Source organism: Bradyrhizobium algeriense, from assembly GCF_036924595.1.
Lineage (GTDB): Bacteria > Pseudomonadota > Alphaproteobacteria > Rhizobiales > Xanthobacteraceae > Bradyrhizobium > Bradyrhizobium algeriense.
The window spans coordinates 1,362,931-1,379,170 of the sequence record NZ_JAZHRV010000001.1 but is presented as its reverse complement, the minus strand read 5'-3'; the positions used below and the strand labels follow the sequence as shown (position 1 = coordinate 1,379,170).

The following is a 16,240-nucleotide window of genomic DNA, read 5'->3' as shown; positions in this document are numbered from 1 at the left end:
CGTCGTCACCGAAAATGCGGTGCGGATGGATGGAGCCGTCGGGGGGCTGCTTGCCGGTGTAAGCTGGCAGGCCGGTGCGTTCGTCTATGGTCTGGAAGGTGATTTCGGGGTGAGCAATTTGCGGGGTACTGGCACCGTCACCCCGCCCTCGCCCCCACCAACTACAATCCCACCCGCGCCGATCGTTCAGCTACCCAATCACTACAAGGTTGACTGGACCGGGTCCGTTCGCGCACGGGTGGGTTACGCCATCCTCCCAAAAACGCTGGTGTACGTCGCGGGTGGCCTTGCACTGGCAAACTTTGAGTTCCGTGACGGTGACGCGGTGTACGCCATCTCCCGCCTCCTCAATGGAGGGGTTATCGGCGGCGGTGTCGACCATGCATTCACGTCGAATCTGATCGGTCGTCTCGAATATCTCTATGCGGACTATGGAAGCCGGGATTTCGCGGTTGTTCCTGGCGACACCTGCAATGTTGGCTTCAAGACCCAAACATTTCGCGGCGCGATGATCTGGAAATTCTGACCATATGGAATAATCCGGATTCACGGCGCGGGGGATAATCCTCGAGCAAGACGACATGATCCCCGATCGCCGGACGCGCACCCATTCTGCCGATGCTAGTCGAACGGTTGGGGGAACAAAACCATCATACGGAAAGCATCTGGACTATGATCAAGATCCCAAACGTTCTAATTGCGTGCATGATCGCCATAGGCGGAGCAGCAGCGGCTGCCAGCGTCAATCCGGCGCTTGCGATGACAGCCGCGCCGAGCGGCCCATCAGCATCGACGGCCGCCATCGTACTGACCTCGACCGTCGTTCGGCATCCAGGCGGCAATATTGTGCGGCCCGTTATCCGCGATAGCGCCGGCCAGACCGTTAATCGCCTGCCTGGTCGGTCCATAGGGCTAGGCAAACCGCGCAGGATGCAGTGCCTCAACTACGGCGGCAGGAACAGGTGCAGGCCTTACTGACGCAGCAAGTATCTCTGAAGGGCACGCCGACAAATACTTGGCGTGCCCTTTTTCAATCTGCCAACGGCGTGGAAAAACCGGCGACCAGCTTGACCAGATCGGCCTGACGGCTGGTTCCGGTCTTTTCAAACAAACGGCTGACATGCGTCTTGATCGTAGTTTGCGCGACGCCGAGCGCCGCGGCGACTTCCGGAACACCGCCAACTTCAACGACGGCAAGCAATACGCGCAACTCCGTTGGCGTCAACTTATAGGTAAGCCCTATGACTTCCGGAGCCGATCGCGTTTCCAGGATGGCCTTGCGGACGAACAGTGCAGCGACCGCCGTATGGGCGACGCCGGCACGCAGACGAGCCTCTGAGGCCAGCGGCAACACGTGAACGACATAACGTTCTCCATCAGGCGCGCGCAATGGCAACGCGAGCCCCTTGGTACCGAGCGCGGCGTCGCCTTGATCGACCATTGCGAACTTATCGCGCAACGTTTTGTTGATCTGTGCCTCACCTGCGACGATTTGCCCATTCATTGAACGCAGCACGCTGCCTTCGCTAAGAATCGCGCTCCCTGCGGAGTTGGCGTGGATGATCTGTCCTCTTCCATCGACAAGAAACATACCGGCGCCGAGTCCATCGAACGTATCTGCAAACGTCTGCGCTTCTTCGCGCTTGAGGCCGATCACCTTTCCAATCAGCGCCGCACGGCGGACGTGGGGAATGACAAGTGCCATACGCCGGCGCATTTCATCATCGACCATGCCGTCCGCAATGCCCCGGAAAACACTGAGAAAAACATAGCTAGTCGCTGATTTGTCCAGCACGGCACTCGCAACGTCGATCCAACCTTGGGGGACTGCCCATTCCTGGTAGAAGCGCCCTTTGCAGTATTCCTCAAAGCATACGAGATCCGGAAGACTCACGATTTGTCCGCCGCCAACAAACGCCAGTGCCGCAAAGGGGTCAAACTTCGAATATGTCTCCGAATAGAGCCGCACGCGATTCGGATCGATACCGAACTGATAGCGAGCTTCCACGAATGCACTGCCGCTATCCTTGAAGACAAGCGCAGCTGCCCGGCCGCCGACAAATTCCGATATCTCTTCAAGAACGACAGTCCACATCGCAGGGTCAAGGGAGGCATCGTAGATATGCCCAATAAGACGGGATGCTCTTTGATATAGGGGTGGGCGCTCGCTCCCTGCGTCTGGTCGACCTGCCCCGCAGGGCGGTGGATATTTTGCGATCTGTTGAACGGCACGACTCAAACTATCTCTCCTCTCAACATGGAGCCGCTATTCCGCAGCTGCAACCTTGGCAGCGATGGAGTTAGGGCAGCTAATTGCCGCGGACAAAGGTTTCTGGGCACGATGCTGCCTTGGAAGGCATCAGGACCACGGACATCGAGACCTCGGCGGATCTCGCCGCACCGATCGAGCAGCGCGCCGCTCTCCAAGCGCCTACTCCGACTTCGGAATGCCAGCGAGTTTGCGGCGAACGACCCGGCGGCCAGTGCCGACGGCTTCCAGCAATTGCCCGCGCCGAGTGGTGGTTCGAAGGTCGCCAAGCGAGTTTCCGAAGGTGAGAAATATTGCGCGTCGGATCTGAACGAAGGCTGAGCATCTAACAAAAGGGATTTTGTCACTTCAGATGATATTCACCCATCTCTCCAAAGGCAGGTGGAGACTTTGCGATTTGTTGAACGGCACGAGCCAATATTTCTCTCCTCTCAAACCGGCCGAAAGACGTTAGGCAAACGGAAGAAGCCGAAGCATCTCGCCGGTCAGCGTCGAACTTGGAGTCCGAGCCGCACCGGCAGAGACGCACCGATAGAATGACGGAAGAAGGGCTGGCTGCTTATTTGACCAATCTAGCTTTGATCTCGGCCAGACCAGCTTCGTAGACGCCGTTCAACGCCTCGCTAGCAGCCTTTTCCTTGCCCTGATCCGGGGTATAGGAGCCGGTCCAAGTAACGGTGGAGAAGCCGTCACCCTTGGCCGTAACCTTGATCGTCGACTTGTAGTTCGTGACCGGCAATGGACTCGATATGAATGCGTAGGAATAGCTGTACTCTGCATCATCCCGTGCGATTTGCGTTTCCACGAACGCCGCCTTGCCATCCTTGGTCACGAGGGTTCGGGTCGGCGGCGTCTTGCCGTCCTCAATGCAGGCTCCCACGGGCGGCAACCAGTCCTTGATCGCGCAGAATGGACCGATCATGGACCACACAGCCGATGGCGACGCTTTCACGTCGATGGTGCGCATCAACGTGGCCGCGGAAGCGGGGAAAACACCGATAGCTACAAGCGCTACTGCGTAAAGCGCCGCGGAACGCATCATTGTTTGCATGGTCGGTCTAATCGTATGCTTTCTCATAGGAAATCCTCATGGTTGGAAGGTGGAGCTGCGGCTCGACGGCAAACGACGACGAGCTGAGTGCAGCTCTTGGGCGAGCCCAAGCTCGCGCCCCGGCCAACTACCAATCCGCGTTGCGCGCGACCAGTTCAGGAAGTGAATCGAGTCCGGTACAGAAACTGAACTGGCAACGCTTGCGTTTAAGCCGTAGGCTCCCCTGGTCGTTTTTTGGCGGAGGAAAGCAATGTCAATAGGCAGCTATAAGCAATTCTGCCCGGTCGCGATGGCCGCGGAGATACTATGCACGCGCTGGACTGTGGTTTTGCTCCGCGAGCTCGTGGCCGGTTCAACGCGCTTTAACGAATTGCGCCGCGGCGTGCCGCGGATGTCGCCGGCCCTGCTCTCGCAACGCCTCAAAGATCTTGAAATCGCCGGTATTGTCGCCCGCACGGCCTCGACGTCCGAGGCCGGCATTTTCGAATATCATCTGACATTGTCCGGACGCGAGCTCGGTCCGATCGTCGAGGCATTCGGCGTCTGGGGTCAGCGCCGGATCGAAGCGGATTTGTCGCTCCAGCATCTGGACGTCCAACTTCTGATGTGGGACATGCGGCGAAATCTGAATACGACCCCTATGCCGCGAACTCGCAGCGTGATTCAGTTCGTCTATCCCGAGCTTTCGGCTGCGCAGCGTTCCTGGTGGCTGCTCGTCGATCCCCAGGACGGTGTCGATCTCTGTTCGATCGATCCCGGCTTCGACGTCGACCTCTATGTGTCCGTCGATCTGCGCACCATGACGGCCATCTGGATGGGACTTGATACCGTGCGCGCTGCTGTTGGCAGCGAGCGCATGCTGCTGACCGGAAACCAGAAACTTGCTTCGGCCATGCAGACCTGGCTCGGTCTCAGTCCTTTTGCGAAAGAACAAAAGCTCGCAAGCTGAATGTAACCAGCCCGCATGAAGCTGACCTCGGTTGCAACCGCATCGCCTCTGCGGTCTGCGATGACGCGCAAGTACAGTTCGTGAACTGGAATGTTATCAAATCTCCTTGATAATTGGCGTGACTTGATCAACTTCGAAAGGGAAGAAACATGAGTCACGTCGGAGGCTGCTTCTGCGGCGCGGTTAAACTTGAGGTCACCGGATCGCCGGAAGGCATGGGCTATTGTCATTGCAATTCTTGTCGGTCGTGGTCGGGCGGGCCCGTCAATGCCTTCACGCTGTGGAAGCCGGAAGCGGTGCAGGTCAAGTCAGGAGCCGAGCACGTTGCGACGTTCCAGAAGACGCCACTCAGCGAGCGTCAGTACTGCAAGAAGTGCGGCGGGCACCTGCTGACCAAACATCCGACCCTAGGACTGGTTGACGTGTTCGCCGCCACGATCCCGACGCTTGCCTTCACTCCCGGCGTTCACGTCAATTACGCCGAAACGGTGCTGCGCATGCGGGACGGACTCCCCAAGCTCAAGGACTTTCCGGCCGAGCTGGGCGGCTCCGGCGAAGTCGTCACGGAATAAGGGCCAGCTCTCGAACGGCGACCGACTGAAAAGTCGCGCATTTCCGGTCTCGTCGAAGCCGAGCTCAAGCTCGCGCTTCGGCGATGAATCTATAGCGATCACAAGCGATAGAAGTTGCGCTGAGATGCACACAGGTCCGACTTCCAAAACATCACACCACTGATCCTCCGATCGAATGACGAAACGTGATCCGCGTTCTGTCATCTATCCCGGTTGGCAAAGGCTTGCAGGTGTTAAAGCATTCAGCCGCGATTCATTTGAGTGAGTGCAGACAATTTTTCGCTGGCAAAAAGTTAGCAAGCAAACGTCAGGCCTGGATCATGCTTCCAGGCCTGACGTTTTTGGCCGCGAACGCGGAGCTTCTTTGAACCATTCCTTGAGCAGGTCCGAAAAGCGAAGCCCGAGCTTAAGCTCGGGTTTCGACGATGAGTCTATGGTCGCGAAGGACGATGCCCAAGCGCTCATTCGCAGAACCCGACGTAAGCCGGTTCACGAGCTTCTATCGCACCGGCACAACGATGATTGGCACCGTGACGACCCGCCGATGGTGATCGTGATGGCGATGAGACCTGTGCCAGCCACCGCGATCGAACCTGTGCTGGTGTCGGGCAGTAATTGGCGGGAGAGGCTTCCTTATCGGCTCCGAGCCGACATGCGGCGTCGCGGTTGGCCTCGCTATCCCGCATATTGTTCGCCATCATTCGCGATTGCCTTGGGCCTTCGCTTCCAAATAACGGCATGTTGCCGCAGCTCTTCCGCTCCGCTGGATGAGGCACGTTTTGTCGGCGAACGATCTGCTTCAGGTGGCTTTCGGCGCAACCGGCAACAAATTCCGTGTCCACCTTGATTTTGGCGATGGGAAAGTTGGGCAGTTCCACCAAGAGTCAGCGGTCACCAAGATCATCGACTGCGAGAGCGACACTGTCGGACTTTCCTGGCGACGTCCATCGCAAGATCAAGGTTCTGAATGATCTCGGGTGCTCTTGATGGCTATGACCATGCCTCTGAAGGGCGGCGCGACATTAGTTAGTCGCCGCGTCGAGAGCTTCGCGTCTTTCGATCGGCGGATGCTGGCGGCGAAACGAACACGAAGCATCAACTCGCCGGGATCCGCGAACTTAGCGCACCCGGCACGGAATCGCGGGCGACGATCCCGTGCTCGAAGGATTCTAGATTATCGGGCGATCGGAATGGGAACAGGCTTGGTCGTCCCGCCGCCAGCCCCGGGCCGCGGCCCGACTACGCCGCGTTTGAACAGCTCCCCCGGATCCTTTCCGATAATGGGAGGGCTTTCATAGCGGCTGTGCTTGTGCCTGTGTTTGTGCCAGCGACTATAATAGCGATGCCTTCCGCTATGCCTGTGATCGGACCTGCCGTCATGGCCGACACGACCGTCGCCTTTTCCGGGGTCAATGGGAATGGGAGGAAGAGGCTTGCCGATCGGACCGCCAGGAGCGGGTTTTGCGACGATGCCGGCGGTGCCGCCGGCAGCCGGTGGGGACGTGGTTTCGGTGTTGCCGATGCCCGTGCCAGGCCGACGACCACTTTCGGCAAACGCCTCATCCGTCACTACAGCCAGGGTGATAGCAGCCACGAGCATCGGAAGAATCCAGATCGTTATTGCGAAGCATTCAGGTATCTTCATCAACTGGTCCTCTCGCTCGTTCACTGCACGATGCCGCCTGCCCAAGATTCCTGACCTCGCTTGGAACGAGATTCGACGGACCGTAGTGCGATGCTGAAAGGCGCGCGTCCTGCGATCGGAGGACGCGAGCCGCAGGATGAAGGTCTGATTAGCTGAGGCCGGCGCGCGATTTTCGCATCAGACTGCGAGCGGCGTCGAAAATCCAGTAACCAGTTTGACCAGATCGGCCTGGCGGCTGACACCTGTTTTTCAAACATTCGACTGACATGCGTCTGGATTGTTCCGAGAACGAACGACCTGTCGCCGACTTCTCGAGCGCGGCACTTGCAACGTCAATCCACCCCCGGGACCGCGCCCATTACCGATAGAGGCGCCGCTGGGGCAAAAAGCCCGCGCGTGGGACGAAGTTTTTGGCTTTCTTCGTTGGAGGTCGGATCGGTATCTCGCCGGCCAACGTGCCGGAGGCTTGGCTCACGTCCAGCCGCTAACGCGCAAGCGATTTGTCAGGAAAGCGGGCCTGCCGGCGAGGTCACCGGCCTACTTCGCGAGCCTGGCCTTGATGGAGGTCAGACCCGCTTCGTAAATCGCGAGCAAACCATCGCTCGCGTCCTTTTCTTTCCCCGGCTCTGGGGTGTATGTGCTGCTCCAGATCACGGTGGATGTGTCCTTACCGTTCGCCACCACTTTGATCGTTGACACGTATTGCCTGACCGGCAACGGCGTCGCCCGGAAGTTGTAGGAATAACTATACTTTGCGTCGTCGCGAGCGGTCTGGGTCTCCACGAACGCCGCCTTGCCGTCCTCGGTCACAACTGTGCGGGTCGGAGGAGACTTGCCGTCCTCGATGCAGGCGCCAACTTGCGGCAGCCAGTCCTTGATCGCGCAAAACGGACCGATCGCAGCCCATACCGCCGACGGCGTGCCATCGACATCAGCCCTGTACGACAGCGTGGCAGCGAAAGCCGATGACGTACCCACGGTCAGGAAAGCAAGCGCACCAAGTGCCGCAGAGCTGGTCAATGCCGTGACGTTCCGTTCAGTCGTATGTTTTTTCATAAGTCCTCACCGTTTGGAGGCTGCGAAATGCAGATCAGCGCCCATCGGCGATAAGCGCTGATAAGGCAGTGAATGATTCCAGGCGGGCCCATGCTCGTGAAATGCGGACTATCAGCCTTCGCCACGCCCCACTAGTTCAGGAACTGAACCTGGGCAGCGCGCCACACGTGGAAGCCTCGTGTAGAGGCTGGATTATCGGAAATTGATCGAAGGGCGGCGCTCATTTCCGGGCGCGGATCAGGCATACCGACTGACAGGCGGTGTCCCCGATCAACCATGCACCGCTGGCACCTTCCACAGTCGAGAGCAGGTCCTCGATCCGACCTCTCCGGCCAGGCAGCTGCGGTCGGATTTTCCAGATCGAAGCACGCGCAATCTCGCCAAATTGCCGCAGGGAAGAGCACGACCCCTGCAGGACTGGGGAACATGTGTGAACCAGCGCGTCAGAGCTTTCAGCTTCTCTTGCGCAAGAACACATAGTCCGCGGAATAGGCAACGCTGCGGTAGCTGCCCGCCTTCTCGCATGGTCCCTGCGCCATTCCGCCCTGCGTGTTGAGACGCTGGACGGTTGTCACGGTAGCGAAGGTGCCCTCGCCGTGATGTTCCGTCACGTCAAGCTTGAGCCAGGCGATGTCGTTCGACGTCGCGCCCGGCGCGGTGGCAGCAGCCTTTCCCCGTATTGCGCTTCCATCCATATGCTCCCAATTCGGTCCCGCGTAGTGGCGTCCGACGGTTTTTCCGTCCTGTACCAGCGCGGCGATAGGCTCGCGAAACTGCCAGACCGGCTTGCCATCGGCACCAGGTTTGCAATCGTAGATCTGGGCGCCTTCGGCGTGCAGCGTCGCGACTACAATGGCGTCCGGGACGGCAAGCCCTGCCGGCACCTGGGCCGAGGCCTGCGTTGCGGACAGCGCGGCGATAGCAAGCGAGATGGCGATAAGCGGCATTTTCAAACGGCTATTCATAGGCCCTCTTTTCGAAGATTCGTCTTTGCCAGGTTCACCCACGACCATAGCGCCATATGGATCGCGCCGCGTCGTACGGTCGGAGGATGCGCGCGTCTAAGTCCGCATGCCTCGCGTCCACGGCTGTCGCGCACCGATTTTCTAATCCGATTGGAATTCACGTTCTGGTATTCGCCCGTTTGGCTGGTGCATATGACGTGCTGTCTTCGGCTGCGTCAGGATTGACCGAGGATCGGCAGACTTCATTTCTGCGCTCATCCCTGACCCGTATCCAGCCGCCGCTGTTCCGCAGTTCGGGCCGCGAAACCACAAGATGCCGCGCCATTTCGTCAGCGGCCGCCGCTGCGCTGGTGGCGTGTTCGAACAACATTCCTCCGGGGTCCAGAACCACATATTGATCGAAGATGAGATCGAAGAAAAAGCGAGGCATTCTCTGGGACACCTAACAGAGCGGCTGACGACTGGATGCCGCATTGGGAACAAATCGGTTGCACCTGCAAGATCACGACTTCTGCCCGATGCTCGCGGCAGCGGACGCAAAGGCGCGAGTGACGCGCAACGGCGGAGGATGGGGCTTCCCTGTAGCCGCTTGTGGCTGGCAAAAACCGGGGTCGATGAAGAGGCGCCCAGCCATACTGGCGCGCTATATGGGACGCGCCCTCCGAACGGAGGAGAACGCGACGGCACGCCTCGGCTGGATCCATGCGTGGTTAATGCGAGGCGGAGCGATGAGACGGTCGGCAGCTTGTGTCGATGAGTGTTGCAACACCGAGAATCATCGAACACAAAAAGCCCGGCGCGAGGCCGGGCTTTGCGTTGAAGCGCTGAACCGGCGCCGGCCGGTCGCCCTTGCGATCAATTGAAGTGATAGTTCACACCGACGCGAACGATGTGGTCGTCGAAGCGCACTTTGGTCGACGTATCGACAGCGCCAATACCGAATCCTGGGAAGGCCGTAGGCCCAAAACTGCTGCTGACAAGGCTTCCGGTCGAATAGGTCGCGGAGCCCAGATCATAGTATAGATACTCGAGCTTGGCGCTCCAGTTGGGAGCGAACATCCACTCGCCACCCGCACCAACGGCATATCCCACGCGCATGCCAGAAAACGCTCCTGATGCCGGAGTGATGGTGAAGGGCGGTTGGTTGGGGTTAGTGGCATTAATCCCGGATTGAGCGATGGCCGTGTCGGATTTTGTTTCCCCGTACGCCAAGCCACCGGTCGCATATAAAAGAATGTTCGGATTCACGGTAACGCCGAGACGAGCCCGAAACGTTCCAAGGTAGGCCGGATCCGACGTATTGGCGATGTTGGTCGCGAAGCCAGTCCCGGGTGGTACGCCGGGACCTCCCGGAAACACAGATGAGGACGAGCTTCGGCGCGATCGGGATATGCCCTGAATGTCCGCCTCGAAACCCGCTACAAACAGCGGCGAGAATTGATAGTTGTACCCAAACTGACCGCCGCCGATGAAGCTGTTTGATCCCCGGGACGAACTTGTTGCACCAGCCGCCATGGCGGCTGCATTGGGCAGGTCAGCCGTATTGGCCGGAGACACCGCTCCGCTGGTGCTGACTTCGTTTGCGCCACCAACCCAGCCTGCATTAACACCGGCATACCAGCCGGACCAGTTGGCGGCGGGAGCCATCATCGCGGGCGCCTTGGCGTAGGTGCGCGCGCCGAGATCGGCGGCGAAGCTTGAACCGGATAGCGCCACCGCCACAACCATTCCGCCCAAAATCCGCTTCATTGAATTCTCCGTTGATTACTCGACCACGCGAGTGGCAGCGCCCGACATGAATCTCACAAGCGAGATTCGATATCCGCTAGTCTTATGCGCGAGGGGGATTTGCGACTTGGACGGAAGCGCAGAGGGCTTGGACCAAAACGAAATGCGGACAATTGGTGTGCCGCTGATGCAAATTTGCGACAGGCCCGGCCATGATCGGCATCGAGCGGTCATGCAAACGTCGCGCGGCCCTATACGCATTCCGTCAGCCTTCGTCATTCCCCGATGCGCAATTGCGCAACGTAGATGGTCCGAAGGACCAGACCTCAGGTGTGCAATTGCACACCGGGGAATCTCGAGATTCTCAGGTGCGCAATTGCGCACCATAGTTCGATGCTTTGCATCGCCCCGGAATGACGGCTTCGGATTGCCCGCCTGACGGCGCGGCGGCGAAACGCTCAGAACGTCACCCGCACGCCGCCCTTGGCGGTGGCGGTGCGGCTCTGGTCGGACATCGCGATGCCTTCGACGGCGCCGAACACCGCGACGTTTTGGCTGGTGCGATAGTCGAAGCCGGCGCCGAACACCGCGCCGACCGTGCTGGCTTTGCCCGGCGTGGCGAAGGCGAGGTTCTGCCCGATCAGCACGGTGCTCACCGTGGTGTCGCCGACCCGCTGCAGCGCGATCACGCCGCCATGGACATTGGTCTTCAAGACGTGGTCGCCGCCGAAGAAGCTCGTCGTCCTGGAGACGTCGAGTTCGGCCCGCTCCTCGATATCCTGCAACGTGCGCCGGCCGACCGAGAGCGTCTGCGCCGAGCCGGATTCGCTATAGCCGTCGAAGAAGCCGGCGACATAGCGCAGCCGCGCCGTCGGCGTCAGCAAATAGCCGTTGCCGACGTCGAGGCGATAGCCATAGGCCACTTCCGGGCTGACGAACCAGCCGTTGTAGCTGGCGCTCGCGGTATCAATGCCTCCGGCAATGTTGTTCTGCACCAGCCGGCTCGACTTGTTGCGGGCATTGCCGCCCTGCAGCGTCAAATCGAGGAACTGGTTCGCCCATTCGAACCGGCTGTAGCCGCCGCCGAACACGTACTCGGTGTCGACCTTCTGCGAGCTCAGATCGATTGAGAGCCGTCCGGCGCCGCCGCCAATGAACGCCCCGAGCAGCCAGTCCGGCCGGACCTTGCGGTCGATGCCGATCGCGCCGCCAAACGCGGTCGCGGTCGAACGCAGCGTCGCATCGGTCTCGTTCTGGGTGCGTTGTCCGCCGAAGGCGCTGCTCCAGACCGTCACCGGCGCCGCGCCCCAGCTCGCCGCCGGAGCCTTGTTGAAGATCTGCGCATTGGCCTTCGCCGCCGGCACAGAGTCCTCCATGGCGTAGCTCATCATCGTCAGGTTCGAGCCGCCGGTCGGCGACACGCCGTTGAGCCGGCCCTGCACCATCGACGACACGCCGCCGGTGAACTCCATCAGCGTTCGATCGGCTTGCGCCAATGCGGTGGGATCGAGCGAGGCGGTGACGTCGCCGACCGTCACGCTGGGCTGGCCGCCCGCTCCGAGCGAGACCAGCACCGTGTTGATGACGCCTTCGAAATTGACGAGCCGCGCCTTCAGCGCCTCGACCACACCCGCCGCGCTGCGCGTCAAGGTCGACAAGCCGCGCCCCGGAGAGCCGGTGGTGGCCTCGACATTGATGACGTCGGCGGTGTTGAGACCCATGTCGACCTTGCCGACGACCTGCGAGCCGAGCTTCAGGGTCAGCGTGTCGGCGGCGCTGGTCAGCTTGATCGCGGTACCCGCCGCGCCGGCAGTACTGGCGATGGTACCGGCGTTGGTGATGGTGGCGGCACCGCTGGCTTGAATGCCGATTGTGCCCTTGATTGTGCCGCCGTCGTTGTTCACGGTCGCGGTGCCGTTGGCGAGGATGCCGAACGCCCCGCCTGAGATCGTGCCGCCGCTGTTGTTGGTGACGTTGGCGATGCCGGCACTGATGCCGGTCGCCGCGCCCTCGATGGTGCCGGTGTTGGCGCGGAGGGTGACAAAATTGGTCCCACGGACGGCAAGGGCCCCGGAGATCAGGCCGGCGTTAGTGACGGTGACGCCGTCGCCGAAGAGGCCCTCCCCGCCTCCCGAGATGGTGCCGGTGCTGGCGTTGGTGACATTGAGGGTCCCGCCGATGATGGCGGCGCTGGTTGCGCCCCCCAGGATGTGACCGGCATTGGCCACGATGGCGGTGGTCGCATTGATACCCTGTTTCCCCGAGATGATGCCGGCAACGCCGTTGGTCACGGTGGCGGTGCCGGTTGCATTGATGCCATCGAAGCCGCCGGAGATGGTGCCGGCGTTGGCGGTGACGTTGACATTATTGCCCTGAATGCCGACGCCGGTTATCGCGTCGGTACCCGAGATGGTGCCGGTGCCGTTGCTGACAGTTATACTGTGGTCGGCTTGGATGCCGAACGCCGTGCCCGAGATGTTGCCGATGTTACCGGACGCATTGATGGTCGCGTTGCTCCCGGTCGCAGCAATCCCGGTAGTTCCCGAGATAATGTTGGCATTGTTGATGATGTTGGTGCCGCTACCGCTGATCTCGATGCCAATCCCTAAGCCGGTAATGGTGCCTGTATTCGCGGTCACATTGACGGTGGATCCACCGATGCCGACCAGTCCACCCGAGATGGCGCCGGCGTTGGCGACCGCGGCAGTGGTCGTGGCCGCGATGCCGAACGCCCCGCCCGAAATGGTGCCGGCGTTGGCGGTGACGTTGACGGCGCTGCCGAAAATGCCCTTGCCGTCTAGGTCGGTACCCGAGATCGTGCCGGTGCCGTTGCTGACGGTTATAGCGTTGTTGGCTTGGATGCCGAACGCCCCGCCCGAGATGCCGCCGGTGTTGCCGGACGCATCGATGGTGACGTTGGTCCCCGTCGCAAAAATGCCGGAGCCGTCAGGGCTTCCCGAGATGGTGCTGGCATTGTTGATGATGTTGGTGCCGCTACCTGTGATCTGGATGCCAGTTAAGCCATCGATGGTGCCTGTATTCGCGGTCACACTGACGGTGGATCCAACGATGCCGACCTGTCCCGAGATGGCGCCGGCATTGTCGAGGGTGACGGTGCCGTTTGTGCTCCTGATACCAAATAATACGCCAGAGATGGTGCCGGTGCTCGCATTCGTCACATTCGCGGCGCCGGCGCTGATGGCGCCGCCGTTCGCACCCGGTCCCAATACCTGACCGGCGTTGTTGAGATTAAGAGCGCCAAGGGTGATGCCGTTGTTGCCCGTGATGATGCCGCTGATTGTGTTGGTAATAGTGGCATCAGTCCCAGTGATGCCCGCGGCACCCGCGCCCGTGATGGTGCCGGAACTATTAAACGTCGCCCCCGTACCGATGACCACCCCGAAACTATCTCCCGTCACCGACGCGCCCGACTGGATATTGTAGGTGTTATTATTGTCGTTCACGGAGCCGTAGCCGGCAATGCCGCCCGGCCCGCTATTGGTGGTCGCGCCGGAGCAATCGACGACCGAATCGCTGGCTGACGCGCTCGGCGATCCACCTACGGTGCAGGCCTCGGCCTGCCCGATCGCAGCGAACGGCGCGCTCAACAGCGCCAGCGCCAGCGCGGTCGCCGGCAGGCCGGCTGGCTGGCTCGATCGCGCCTGAGATGCGGCATCGTTTGGGGTAGCTCGGGTCATCTGCATTCCATTCGCTTCAAATTCGAAAACCGATTCGCTGCCGGACGCGACGGCGCACGCCTGCGAGAGTCGGCATCCGCAAACCCTAAACATCGCCGCGAATGAAACTTGGACAGAAACGAAAACGGATTGGGCCAGAACGAAGTACGGACAATTTCTCCGCCGCTGATGCAAATCGGCGACAGGCCCAGGCAATGATCGGCATCGAACCGGGCATGCACAACGTCTCGCGGCCTTCCGCGGCCATATCGGCGGCGGAGAAGCACGATCTCCGCAGCAGCAGAAGGCTGGCTCAGCGAAAGCGTGATGAGTTGAGGTTGAAGCGGCGGGACTACTTCTCCCTCGCCCCGCTTGCGGAGTCGAGACGAGCGAAGCTCGCTCTTAGAGGGTCGGGGCGAGGAGGACTCTCCACAGATTCATGCTCGCGGATGGTCCCCCTCACCCGGATTGCCGGACGATGCGGAGCCTGTCATCAGGCGCGCATTCGCGCGACCCGTTGGCATCGCCTAGGCAATCCGACCTCTCCCCGCAACCGGCCGCAAGCGGGGCGAGGTGAGCCAAACGTCGAGGCCCCTTCAACCTAAACTTATCACGCTTTAGATGGCGCCTTCACACACCAGCGACGAGAGGGACCAAGCCGATGCGAGGAATCTTTCAGGGATTATCCGGCTCATTGGCGGCAGCTTCCCTGACGTCTCGTGGCGTGAGGCCGTAAAAAGTTCGGAAGCTGCGGTTGAAGTACGACAGATCGCCAAACCCGACGTCGTAGGCAATGGTGCTCACCGGGCGTCGGCGGGATCGCGGTGCGCAGAGCATCCGATGAGCGTGCACGAGCCGCCGATTGAGCAGGAATGCGGAAAACGTCGTGCCATCGACCTCGAAAAGCATTTGCAGGTAGCGCGCGGACACGCCGAGTTCCGCGGCAACAGCTCCAACCGAAAGGTCTCGACGGCCGCTTTGCTGCATGATGTAGGTCTTGGCAGCAATTAGCCGGGCGGCACGCACTCCGCGATCCTGCGCCGCGCCGGCGTGGTCACGTGTTGCTCCAAGCGCAAGTGCAACAAGGTCGTGGATATGACTGACTGCAAGATGCAGAAGCGCGGTCGCCGCCACCGCGTTGTCGTCGAGCAGCGTAGCCGCGTAGCCTGTCAAGAGCTTAAGGGCGTCGGTCTTTCGGGTTATATGACGCATCGAAACCTCGTCAATATCGCTGACAAGCTGCGAGAGGATCGAGCGCGGAACCCGGAGCAAGGAAGATCGGCCGGAAACAAACCGGTCGAATGTGATCACTTGGTCGCTTCTGATCAGCACGGCATCACGCTCGCGAAGCACCACCTCGCGTTCGCCGGCCGCGATGGCAGCCGCTCCCGTGCAGTTCACAAGGAGCGCGACGTCGTCGTTGCCATCCGCGACAAATTTGCGGGTCCGCTTGACGCGGGCGGCCGACATTTTTCCCGACACCAGATTCAATCCGGGCAAATGACGCGAAACAATGGAGGACTGGAATAGCGCGTCTTCGGCCGGTTCGATTTCGACACCGAGCACGGTACATCCATAGTGCTCGCGCCACATCGGAACGCGATCTTCCTCAGGCAGATCGTCGGTCGAGAACCGGATTGTTGCGAAGTCAGTCGCTTCGGTCATGCAGGTTTTTCCGTTCGGGACGGCGACGCTTCTGGTCGGCATGGTTCCCTATGGATAGATCGCGACGACCCAGGCCGCATCCTGCGATCGGTGGACGCGGACGCGATGCGCTTGTGTTATGGGGCGGTGGCTTTGGGTACCCGACCGTCATCTCGACGTCGCGGTAACCGAACCCCTGTTTCGCCGAAAGACGCGGCGCGAGTCCGCATCGAATCATCTCACGTCAGAAAAGCTGGGCAAACCGAGGAGTATCGCATTGAGCCTGGGTGAAATCCGTAACCTCGACCATACTATCCTCTTGTGCAACAAGATGGATGAAACGCGCGCGTTTTACCGCGACATCATGAAGTTTCCAATTGAGACTGACCGTGGGAATTGGGTCAGTTTTCGCGTGGGTGCCGCGCTACTGACGCTGCGGCCCCGCTTATCGTGGGTCGTCTGCGACGTTGGGAAGTCAATGCCTGAATCAGCGGCGACCCAGCTTGCCTTTCGCGTGCCGCCCCCGGCGATGGAAACCTGCCATGCGGAATTGGTCGCCAAGGGTGTGCCAATTCTATGGGGGCCAACCGATCTGCCTGACTGGCGCCACCGCACGATGTTCTTTCGCGACCCCGAGGACAACATCATCGAAATCTACGCTGAATACTGACCTTCGATGCGCGG

14 protein-coding genes and 1 pseudogene are annotated in these 16,240 nt (G+C 60.4%); 6 read left to right on the top strand and 9 right to left on the bottom strand.

The genetic code is table 11. The features are described from left to right. The first annotated feature begins 25 nt into the window (after positions 1–25). Positions 26–526, top strand: a complete 501-nt coding sequence (locus V1286_RS06640) for an outer membrane protein (protein WP_334478393.1) — start codon at positions 26–28, stop codon at positions 524–526. Positions 527–1,030: 504 nt separating this feature from the next. Here the strand turns inward: V1286_RS06640 and V1286_RS06635 are convergent. Together V1286_RS06635 and V1286_RS06630 are read right to left on the bottom strand one after the other, a co-directional pair. After that, positions 1,031–2,095 carry a helix-turn-helix transcriptional regulator gene (locus V1286_RS06635; RefSeq protein ID WP_334478392.1) on the bottom strand — a complete coding sequence of 355 codons (1,065 nt, stop codon included), beginning with the start codon at positions 2,093–2,095 and terminating at the stop codon, positions 1,031–1,033. A gap of 733 nt (positions 2,096–2,828) precedes the next feature. Next, positions 2,829–3,320: an SRPBCC family protein gene (locus V1286_RS06630; protein ID WP_334478391.1), complete on the bottom strand. Its 492-nt coding sequence runs from the start codon at positions 3,318–3,320 to the stop codon at positions 2,829–2,831. Positions 3,321–3,570: 250 nt separating this feature from the next. On the opposite strand from V1286_RS06630, the gene V1286_RS06625 reads away from it, so the two are divergent. The 4 genes from V1286_RS06625 (at position 3,571) to V1286_RS06610 (ending at position 6,540) form a co-directional block, all read left to right on the top strand. Further along, positions 3,571–4,269 carry a winged helix-turn-helix transcriptional regulator gene (locus V1286_RS06625; RefSeq protein WP_334478390.1) on the top strand — a complete coding sequence of 233 codons (699 nt, stop codon included), beginning with the start codon at positions 3,571–3,573 and terminating at the stop codon, positions 4,267–4,269. Positions 4,270–4,418: 149 nt separating this feature from the next. Continuing rightward, positions 4,419–4,841 (top strand): GFA family protein, encoded by a 423-nt coding sequence (locus tag V1286_RS06620; RefSeq protein ID WP_334478388.1) that lies wholly within the window; start codon positions 4,419–4,421, stop codon positions 4,839–4,841. 779 nt (positions 4,842–5,620) lie between these two features. Next, positions 5,621–5,812, top strand: coding sequence for a hypothetical protein (locus tag V1286_RS06615; RefSeq protein ID WP_334478387.1), 192 nt, complete (start codon positions 5,621–5,623; stop codon positions 5,810–5,812). 407 nt (positions 5,813–6,219) lie between these two features. After that, positions 6,220–6,540, top strand: a complete 321-nt coding sequence (locus V1286_RS06610; protein WP_334478385.1) for a hypothetical protein — start codon at positions 6,220–6,222, stop codon at positions 6,538–6,540. 123 nt (positions 6,541–6,663) lie between these two features. Here the strand turns inward: V1286_RS06610 and V1286_RS38845 are convergent. The 7 genes and pseudogenes from V1286_RS38845 to V1286_RS06585 all read right to left on the bottom strand — a co-directional run. Beyond that, a pseudogene (locus V1286_RS38845) lies at positions 6,664–6,767 on the bottom strand (helix-turn-helix transcriptional regulator); the annotation flags it as partial. A gap of 256 nt (positions 6,768–7,023) precedes the next feature. Continuing rightward, positions 7,024–7,542, bottom strand: a complete 519-nt coding sequence (locus tag V1286_RS06605) for an SRPBCC family protein (protein ID WP_334478384.1) — start codon at positions 7,540–7,542, stop codon at positions 7,024–7,026. 452 nt (positions 7,543–7,994) lie between these two features. Beyond that, a complete protein-coding gene (locus tag V1286_RS06600; protein ID WP_334478383.1) occupies positions 7,995–8,507 on the bottom strand; it encodes a DUF3455 domain-containing protein in 513 nt (170 codons plus the stop codon). Between the two features lie 157 nt (positions 8,508–8,664). Continuing rightward, positions 8,665–8,937, bottom strand: coding sequence for a DUF6894 family protein (locus tag V1286_RS38840; RefSeq protein WP_417021109.1), 273 nt, complete (start codon positions 8,935–8,937; stop codon positions 8,665–8,667). 425 nt (positions 8,938–9,362) lie between these two features. Continuing rightward, positions 9,363–10,256 (bottom strand): outer membrane protein, encoded by an 894-nt coding sequence (locus tag V1286_RS06595; RefSeq protein WP_334478381.1) that lies wholly within the window; start codon positions 10,254–10,256, stop codon positions 9,363–9,365. A 437-nt stretch (positions 10,257–10,693) separates the two neighbouring features. Beyond that, positions 10,694–13,933, bottom strand: coding sequence for an autotransporter outer membrane beta-barrel domain-containing protein (locus tag V1286_RS06590; RefSeq protein WP_334478380.1), 3,240 nt, complete (start codon positions 13,931–13,933; stop codon positions 10,694–10,696). A gap of 654 nt (positions 13,934–14,587) precedes the next feature. After that, the gene (locus V1286_RS06585) at positions 14,588–15,577 is read right to left on the bottom strand and encodes a helix-turn-helix transcriptional regulator (RefSeq protein ID WP_334478379.1); all 990 of its coding nucleotides are present in this window, start codon (positions 15,575–15,577) and stop codon (positions 14,588–14,590) included. Between the two features lie 256 nt (positions 15,578–15,833). On the opposite strand from V1286_RS06585, the gene V1286_RS06580 reads away from it, so the two are divergent. After that, on the top strand, positions 15,834–16,226 hold the full coding sequence (locus V1286_RS06580; RefSeq protein WP_334478378.1) for a VOC family protein: 393 nt from the start codon (positions 15,834–15,836) through the stop codon (positions 16,224–16,226). Positions 16,227–16,240: the final 14 nt, after the last annotated feature.